Source organism: Alkalilimnicola ehrlichii (assembly GCF_003399765.1).
GTDB lineage: Bacteria > Pseudomonadota > Gammaproteobacteria > Nitrococcales > AK92 > AK92.
Genome location: NZ_NFZV01000025.1, coordinates 54,566 through 64,045, shown reverse-complemented (window position 1 = coordinate 64,045; position 9,480 = coordinate 54,566). Strand labels below are relative to the sequence as shown.

General features: G+C 61.8%; 6 protein-coding genes. All 6 read right to left on the bottom strand.

Going from position 1 to position 9,480, the window contains the following annotated elements; all coding sequences use genetic code 11:
• The coding region (locus CAI21_RS18500; protein WP_116303655.1) for a SapC family protein at positions 1–843 on the bottom strand (843 nt) is incomplete at its 3' end.
• Between the two features lie 24 nt (positions 844–867).
• A complete protein-coding gene (locus CAI21_RS18495) occupies positions 868–2,508 on the bottom strand; it encodes a ShlB/FhaC/HecB family hemolysin secretion/activation protein (protein ID WP_116303654.1) in 1,641 nt (546 codons plus the stop codon).
• A gap of 19 nt (positions 2,509–2,527) precedes the next feature.
• Positions 2,528–3,670, bottom strand: a complete 1,143-nt coding sequence (locus CAI21_RS18490; RefSeq protein WP_116303653.1) for a hypothetical protein — start codon at positions 3,668–3,670, stop codon at positions 2,528–2,530.
• Entirely contained in the window at positions 3,601–5,370 is a 1,770-nt protein-coding gene (locus tag CAI21_RS18485) for a hypothetical protein (protein WP_116303652.1), read from the bottom strand. Before CAI21_RS18485 ends, CAI21_RS18490 begins: the two co-directional genes overlap by 70 nt.
• Positions 5,371–5,372: 2 nt before the next feature.
• Positions 5,373–8,348, bottom strand: coding sequence for a DUF4097 domain-containing protein (locus tag CAI21_RS18480; RefSeq protein WP_147305171.1), 2,976 nt, complete (start codon positions 8,346–8,348; stop codon positions 5,373–5,375).
• Positions 8,234–9,463: a hypothetical protein gene (locus CAI21_RS18475; protein WP_147305170.1), complete on the bottom strand. Its 1,230-nt coding sequence runs from the start codon at positions 9,461–9,463 to the stop codon at positions 8,234–8,236. The genes CAI21_RS18480 and CAI21_RS18475 overlap by 115 nt, the downstream gene beginning before the upstream one ends.
• Positions 9,464–9,480: the final 17 nt, after the last annotated feature.

Genomic DNA, 9,480 nt, shown 5'->3' with positions numbered 1-9,480 from the left:
GGATTGAGCTGTTTGGGGAACACGACCCCGTACTCGGCGGCCAGCCCGCGCATTTGGTTGGCTAGCTGCGTGCGCTGACGGACCGAGCGCTGGCGCTTCCTCGGCCTCTTCGTTAACAGCCTCTTCGGTCGCACCGCCGGCGGCAATACGGTCACTGAGTACAGCCAGGTTATTCAGCGAAATCAGGTGGGCGTATATCCAACCCAACCAACCTTCGCGATGCAGCTCGCCCAGTTTGCCGTCGGCTATTTTGTTAAGCTTCTCTTCATCGACCACTTTAAAGTCGCGAAGCGCGTAGCGGCTGCCGTCGGCGGCACGAATCTGGACGTCCTGCTGCTTTAAAAGATCCCATTCTTCCAAGCGAGCGATGAAATCCTTGGTCCGCTCCATTTCGGCTAGATACTGGTTCAAGAAGCGAATGGTGCGCTGAAGGTACGGGCTGTCCTTGCCTTCCTCGTCGAATAATGCCTCGCCTTCTGCTTCGTTGAAACCGGCATAGGCTTCGTCGAAGCACACGGTGTAATCATCGCCGTTGTCGCCTTTGGCTAACACGAACGGGTAACGGCGCACATAGGCCGGAACGTATTCGAAACGATCCCAGCGCTGCTCCTCGTCGAGGAACAGGTTACGAGCCTCCTGCAAACCGACCAGCACCACCGGGCCGCTGCCTTCACCGCCGGTGAAGAGAATCGGGAACGAACGGCTGGCCTGATAAAACTCGGTGCCGGCCAGCGGGAGATAATGCGTATTGGCGGCAAAGTCGGCTTTGCCCTGGGCCGAGCGCAGGCGCAAACCCTTGTGGCGGTCGCGATTCAGCGGAACGATTTTATTATAGAAAAGCATGAAGAACCTCTAGCTGCTGCTCAATCAATAACCAGGCCAGCTGACGCTGATGCGGGCGTGCACGCGCCAGTCGTCCTGGTCCGGTAGAATCTCGCGGAAGGTATGGCCGTAGACGAGCTCGCCCTCGATGTAGCGCGTCCAGCGCCAGTTAAAACCTAAACCGGCGCTAAGCAAATGCTCGCGGTTAGGGCTGATGTCGTCGATCAAGCCGTGATCGATAAACGCAAACGGCGATAAAGCGGTACCCGGACGGTAACGGGTTTCGAGGTTAACGAAGTAGCCTCGGCTACCGGCAATCGTGCTCTCGGGGTAGCCGCGCACGGTGTTAGTACCGCCCACCTGGTAATGCAGCGGCGACGGCACGGCTTTGTCGTCGATATACTGCCAGGCCCCGCGCACGGTACCGGCCCAGCGCTCGAAAGGCATGACAGTGACGTTGTACAAACCGTCGAAGACGACGAAGCCCTCCTCGTCGTCCATCACCTGATCGTCCAGCCGCGCATACTGCACGCCTTGGCGCCATGTCCATTGGCTATACTGGCCGAAGCGGGTAATCTGCGTCGCCACGCTTGCTCGGTCGATGCTGTACTCGCTGAACGGAAACTCATCGAGCGTCGTTTCCGATTCGCTGCGCGCCACCCGTAAGCTGCTATCCCACCACCAGCGGCTGCTGCGCGTAAGCGGTTGGTCGAAACCAATACTCATTTCGCGGGAGTCGCCTTCCAGGCCGAAGGCACGGTAAGGGCCGTCCACCACCTCGATATCGCCCTGCACATAGCGCAGGTCGATGCGTCCTCCGGAACGGGTCACCGGAAAGTCGTAGCCGATCGAGCCGTTGAGAGAACCTTCGCTGCCCAAGACCAACATCGACAAGCGGTCGCGCACGCCTAAGGGGCTGTTGACGCCCAACATCATCCCGCCGCGGTATTCCCCGGTGCTGGTCGACCCGGCATTATCGGCAAAGACTTGAACATGCCAGCGCGGCGGCTCATGAACTTGTAACAGCACATCGGTTTCGCCGGTGCGCTCGCCGGCCCGCAAGGCGGCCGCCGAGCTTAAGTCGCCGGTTCGGTTTAGCCGAGTAACCGCGGCTTCGAGCGCGGCCACGTCAATCACCTCGCCGTCTGTTAACCCTAAACGCCACCGCAGGTAGCGCTCGCGGGTGGAACCCGCGCCTTCGACGATAAAGGCACCAAGCCGTCCCTCTACCAAACGCACTTGTAATACGCCGTCGTCGATTCGCTGCGGCGGAATCAGCGCCCGCGCCGTAATGATCCCGCGGGCGCCGTACCAGGCGTTAACACGGTTCACCAAATCGTTTAACTCGCGGAAGCTGATATCGCGGTCGATGTACTCGTCGGCCAAACGCTGCAACTCGGCTGCGCTAAAAAAGGCCGACTCGTCGAACTCGATCGCACTCAACTGAAAGGTGTCGCCAGTTTCCGGCAATTGACTCGGCTCGAACAGCTCCGGCCCGGTGATGGTGGCATCGCCCTCCGGCTGCATGCCTTCCTGGCGCCGTTGCTGGCGCAGAAGCTCATCCCGCAATAGCCGTTCGCGCTCAGCACCGGCATCCAAGCGCGGCGCCGTTTCCGCCAACACCGGACTGCCGAACATTAAAGCAATACCTAACGTGCCGGCCGCCGCTAATCCGCGACCGGGCATTCCCCCCGAATTTCCGCATTTATATTTCCTCGCCGGCCGTTTCCTGTTCGGAGACCGTCAATTCCTCTTCCAAACCGCGAATCGAGACCAAACCGACCCGCACGCGCGGCGCTGCATCGCCCGGCCCCCAGGCGTTCACCCGAGCGGGCATCGCCGGTGTGGGCAGGACAAAGCCCGGTTCGACGTGTTTGGCCAACGTCCGCAGGTCTCTATTAAGATCGCTCTCGATGCTGCGCCCCTCGACGTCGCGGTGCCAAGCATCGCGGTCGGTGCTGTAGGTCGGGGTGTCGACCTGCCAGCCCGGGCGGTAATAGCTCACGTAGGCATCGGTCCAGAGCGCGCGGCCGTCGATATCGAGGGCAAACCGGGTGTCCGGCTCATACGGCTCGTAGATCTGCACATGCACCGGCCGCAGACGCGGATCGATGTTATTGATGTAGGCGTGCAACTGGCCGGTTTGCAGATCCAGCCAATGCGCAACTTCGGCATCGTTGATCCGCAAGCGCGACGTATTGGTGACAAGCTCAGCCTGCTCGACATGCACCTGACCTGCCTCGACGGCGGCATCCGTCGTCAACCGTAACCAGGCGTAATCGGCCAACCCATGGTTGGCACCGACCATATCCAGCGCCAAGGTATCGAAGCCGGTCTGAGTCGCATCGACCGCGATTTGCTGGCCGACCAGGCTCAGCTCGCGCCCTACCGCGACATCCAACGGGGTATCGGCATCATGGCCGCCGATACGACCGCCGGCGTACAAGCGCACGGCTTCGCCGCGCACGTAATCGAGCGCGAGATCGGCATTGTGCAGGGAGCCGTTATGGCGGCGGTCGCCGGCCATGAGCCGCAGCAGGCCATCCGCCATTGCCCGCTCACCCTGTATGCCCTGTACCGCACCGACGCGAATATCGCCGTTGGCCACCAGCTCGCGGAACGCGACTCGGTTGTCCGCTTCGATGTTCTGATCGCCGACGCTGATGACGTAGTCGACCAGCACCGAGTCCAGCGCATCGAGCGTCACATCCGTGCCGCTGTCGATGTGCTGACCTTGGATAACGCCGCCGGCCGCTGCATGCACGGCATCGCGCGAGCTCAGCGTCTCGAAACGTATATGGGAACCGGCAAGCAGATCTTGCCGCCCATCGCTGTCGATCCAACGCACGTCGAGCGAGCTGCGCGAGTCGATATCGACCGGCCGCCGGCCGTGACGGTATCCAGCACGACCTGCTCGCCCGAGGCGGTCACGTTGCCGCCGGCGCGGATGTACTCCTCGACGCGCAAAGCCTCGCCGGCCTCCAAGGTGACGACGCCGCCGGCATCGACCGACACCAGCGCAATGCCGCCATCGGCGAACAACTCGACGTTCTCGCCCGCCTCGACACGTTCCATGTCGATGTCGCCGCCAACCCGCACCCAGATGTTGCGCCCGGCGGACAAGGAGATATCGCCCTCATAATCCACCGACTCGAAAAGGAGATCGCCACCGGCGCCGATGGTGATATCGCGCGCGGATACGGCGCGTTGACCGAGAATGTTCTCCAGCGCTTGGAATTCCAGGTCGCGGGTCAGGCTCTCGGTGCGGCCGAGGGTGAGGTTACGCCCTGCCAGGATCAGGTCGCGATAAGCCACGGCGTCGCCGCCATGGACATCGCCGCCGGCATAGACCAACACGTCGCCGGTTTCGCTGCGCAAGTCGGCAAAGCGGATATCCGCGCCTTCGCGCTGACCGAAGGTGGCCCAATCGCGCGGATCGGTGTCCGCCGGGTCGGCGGTGGTATCGACCAGCACATGGCTGTAGGCGTGGGCACCGCCAAGGTCGGCGGCACCGGCATGAATGAGAATATCCGCCATCGGCGTATCCAGCCATTGGGCAGCGAAGGTGCCGGCTGTATCGACTACGATGCGATCCTCGGCAGAACGCACCCAGCCGAGGTTCATATCGCCACCGCCGTTGAGCACCACCGTGTCGCGGAACAGCATAACGCCGCGATCGACGCCCGGACGCGGCTCGTCGAGCCGCGCGTCGACGACGGCTTCCACCTGGCCCGCCGCTTCGAGCAGCAAATCCTCGCCGCCGTGCAAGGCCGCAAAGCGAATGCCGCCGTTGCTCGCGCTGAGCTGCATCCGGCCGCCGGCTTCGATATCGCCAAGCGTCTGCTGGCCGTTGGTGCGGACGACGAATTCGTCATCCGCGATGCCGTGATCGAGTGCGAGCGTAGCCGCCTCGATGTAAGCGGCTCCTTCGCTGGTCAAACGACCGATAGCCAACGCGCCGTCGACCTCGGCGGTTACGCCGTCGCGACCAAAGATGCTTGTTAATGCAATATCGCCGGCACCGCTGAGCCATACCTGATCGGCCAACGCGGTGAGGTTGCCGCCGGCGACCGGGCCTTGTAGATGCAGCCCGACCGCGCCGGCGTCGCTGAAGGCGTTGATCCGGCGCACATCCAACAGCAGACGCTCGTCCGCGGACCCGATAGCGTCGTGGGCGGTCAGATTCGCGGTTCCGTTGCTACGCAGATGATAAGCCGCTCCGTTAACGCCGTTTATACGGCTGGCGTCGATGCTCACCGCGTGCGCATCGCTGCCGTTAACCGCCACCTCGCGCAGGTTCGCCTCGCCGCCGGCCTCCACGGTCAGGCGTTCGCCGACCTCAAGGCGCGCGTCATCGCCCATGGTCCAGGCATTCGCCAGCGTCGCCGTCAGCGTACCGCCAATGCTGGCCTCTCCCCCGAAGTCGAGGCTGATCACATCGCTTACCGCCAAGTCGCCACCGACTGCAACGTCGCCGAAGCGGAGGTTACCCGGAGTGGCAAATACGCCTTGCTCGGCGCCGATAAAGGCATCGCCGCCGATGTCCATGCTCAGGCGTTCGCTGCTGTCGGCGCGAGCTCGACGTTGACCAAGCGGTTTTCGGTACCGACGTTGCCGGCCACGTTCAGATCGATCCACCCGCCGCGTAGGCTGGCACCGGCTTCACGGTCGCTGAGCAAGTTGCCGTCGACCGTCAGATTAACGCCGGTGCTACCGTAGACCTGGTCGATACGGAGGTCGCCGACCTGATGCAGGTTCATGGTGCCGGCACCGCGTGTGGTCAGCACGCCGCTGATATTGGTTTGCAGCGGGTTGGTGAGGCTGCCGATCGAGCCGTTCGGCGCCTCCAGAATCACATCGCGCCCCGACAACACGGTTTCGCCCGGCCGTAAGGTGGTGATATCGCCGTCGGCACTAAGCCGTACCGCACCGCCGGAGACGTTGTACAGATTCAGATTATTGCGGCCGCCGAGGAAGATATCCTCATCGGCCGTCGCCGTCACGCTGCCGGTGTTATCGATAATAAAGGCGTCGCGTTGCACGATCCGGACCACGTTTTCGTTCTCCGGGTCTTCGAACACATCGCCGCGCTCGGCGGTACCGAGGGCTATACGCTGCTCCTGCGTCAAGCCTTCGAAGCCGTCGGAGACGTCGATAATCACATCCTCGGCCAGTGTGCGGCCGATGTTGCGCGCCGATAGCGTCACGTTGCCGGCAATCACGTTCGGCGCCTCGATCTCCACGCCGCCACCGGTACCTTGATCCAACAGGCCGGCCGAGACCGAGTAGCGCAGTTGGTCTACGCTCCACTCCGCGCCTCGTTCGAGCTCGGCAATCTGGTCGGCCGACAGCGCGTAGCGGAAGTTCTCGTCGTAACCGCCGAGATGCCCGAACTCCTGATGCAGGTCGTGATATTCCGCGGTCAGGCTCTTCTGATAATCGGTAATCCGCGCCTCGTCCCAGCCTAGCTGCTCTTGCAAATGCGTACGCTGGGCAGCGCTCAAGGACGCCTGATAGTCCGGATCGTAGGCATCGGCAACGACGTTGCCGTTGTCGTCGAGCGAGAGGTTACGCAGGTTCCAGTAGCGCTGGTAACGAGTCTCGCCGGCCGCTTCCTGCGCGGCCTTCTCCTGCTCCAGCGAGGCTTGCGCCGCGTCGCCGGTAAGGCCCATTTCTTCCCATAGGCGCTCTAGCTCGGCGAGGCGGCGTTCGTCGCGACGCGCTTCGGTGTTGGCGTCGATCAGGTCGCCGTCGTCGACCGTGATCGAAACATCGGCGCGTCCGGCGTCGATCTGCACCACCCGCAGGCTGCCGTTGACCTCGCGCACGTGCACACCTTGCGCGGCGGAGGCGTTGAACAAGCCGTTATCGTTATCCGCCGTGTCAATCCGTACGGCACGGTTGGCCGTGCCGATACGGCCCGTTCGCGCATCGAGGCTAATGGCCTCGCCACGAATCACGGCGTTACCGATGGTGCCGATGTCGCGCTGCGCCGACAGCCGCACATCGCCGTCCTGAGCATCCAATTGCCTCAGGGTCAAATCGCCGTTGAAGGCATCGAGGGCAATATCGCCCGACGTGCTGGTTGCACTGACGCTATCGGCAGCAAGGCGCAGCTCGCGCCGCGTGCCGATACCTTCCTCGGCCTTAAGGTCGATGGTACGGCCGGTAATCGAGGTCGACTCGCCGCGCTGCTCGATGCGGTTACCGATTATGTCGACGTGGCCGCTAACGTTACGGATGTTATCCGTCACCGTCACATCGCCGACGGAGTCGATGTTAATCACACCCTCGTCGAAACCGATGAAGCCGATATCGATCTTGTAATCGGCGCGGATGGTATTGCGAGTGTAGGTACGCTCGCCCCATTGGTAGATATCTTCTTGCCACTGCCGGGTTTCCACGCACCAGATAATGCGGGTTTCGCAGCTGGTCCAGTTACGCCGGCTGGTGAGTTCAGGGTCTTCCGTCTCGATGTTATCGACAACTTCGTGCCCCTGCCCCGGCGCTAACTCGTCGCGCGGCGGGAGGAAAACGATATCGTCGCCGGTAATCGGGTTAGTAAAGACGATCCCGCCTTCCGGCAAGCGGCCGATATAGACATACTCGGCGCCATCGATCGGCGCACTGCTCAGTTGCCATTCCTCGTCGTAATGGACTGTGCCGGAACCGCTGGGTATAAACCCAATCGCAGTATCGCTATAGCGAATGACCTGGCGCCGATGCTCGCTGGTGGTACCGACTACCCAGACGTAGTCCTGCCCCGAGCGCGGGCTGTAGGTCGTCTCCCGCCCTTCGGTGGTGCGCAACAAGAACTCATCAGTCTCCCGAATCCGGCTATACGCGCCTTGATAGACCTTGATCTCGCCGCCGTCCATGACGTAGATCGTGCTACGCAGGGTGTCGTCGTTACTGAAGGCGGAATCGTTAAGCCGGATGCGGCCTTGAATGCCCTCGCCGGCATTCAGGTTTTGGGTCAACAACTCGTAGTTGGTGTTGTTCGCGATGTTAATCTTGCCGTAACCGTCGATGGCCTTGAGCTGGCCGCCGCCGGTGTTCATGATTTGGCCGGTCAACTCCATGTAGCCGCCGTCGACCTCGATCGGGTGGACGATGATCTGGTTATTATCGAAATCGAACGACCAACCGATCTGGCCGGTAACCGGATCGGTGGCAGCCATCCGGTGCACGCCGCGCGGCCGGCCGAGGCCCAACAGCTCGAAAATAGCGATCCTGGAATCGATCAGCTCGTCGCTGACATCCAGATTCCACTCGGCAACACCGGTCTGCATCAAGCCGTTGATGTTCAAATAGCGCGCGCTGGCGACGATATTGCCGCCGGCGACCCGCGGCGCACCGCCCGTGCCGGTCCTAGGATCGTTGCCGATATGCCGGAAGCCGTCCTGATAGGTCAGGATGAAGTCGCGGCCGGCACCAATCTCGGAGTTGTACGCGCGAATATTGCCGTCGACATAGATGCTGCCAGCGGCATTCGATACCACCACGTTGCCGCGCAGATTCCGCACGTCGCCACGCAGGTAGATATCCGGCGCCAGGAATTGACCCGTCTCGCCCCCACTGTCAAAGGCGAAGGTTCGTACGGGGTGCGAATATTAATTTGCGGCAGCGGGCCGCTCTCCGCCGTGATGACCTCACCGAAGTTGGCATTACCCAAACCGCTCCGATTCAGGTGGCGAATGGACTGATTAAGCTCGGCAGTGGTATCGCCCTCCATCACGGTCCGGTTAAAGATTAATTGCCCGCCTTCCGCGGTGGGGATTTTTAGATCGCCGACGGCGAGAAAACCCGGCGTGTCGTTAACGATATCGATCAAGGAATCGCCGGGCGCCTCCAGCGTTCCGGAACCGACCAAGGCGTCGCCGAACACGTGGATATTACCGGACTGAGCGATAATCGGCTCTACGGTAATCATCTTGATCGGAATCTCGTCCGGCACGTTAGGCCGGCCGTCGATATACTCGATTTCCAACCCGGCCTGCTCGGCAAGCTCGACCAACCGCATTTCCAGCAAATTGATCTCGGCCTGGAAGGCTGCCTCTTCCAACTGAGAGCCGGAATAATCGACCAGGTAGGTATAGAGTTCGTCCAGCCGCTCCATGATTTGCTGGGTCAGCGAGGTATCGCTAACCTCGAACTCCACGCCTTCGCTTTGCGAGCTGGCAAAAATGATCAGTTCGCCATCCTCGATGCGGTAATCGAGATGCAGCAACTGCTCGTTGCGAATACTGGTGCGCACATCGCCGTCGACAGTAACGACATGGGTACCGCCAAAGTGGGTGTTGCCGGTCTCGATGGCGAAGGACACCTCGCCGCCGCCGACGAGGCCGGAGATAACGTTACCCAACCCTTCCGCGCCTTCGCGATAGAGATCCTTACCCGTTCCGCGGCCGCTCAGACGACGAATGCCTTCATCCGCCACCAGGTAGACATCGCCAACGCTAGCCACGACCGAGTTGTTGGCCGTGCGGACACGATTGTCCTGCATCAGCTCGATTTCTGCCCGTGGATTGGTTCTGATGGGGGCCGCTGTGTTGTTCCACAGATCGGTGCGCGCATTGAGATCGAAGCGGCTGCGGCTGTCGTGATGATCCCGACCGGCCCGCAGATGCATCTCGCCCAAAGCTTCCAGATCCGCTC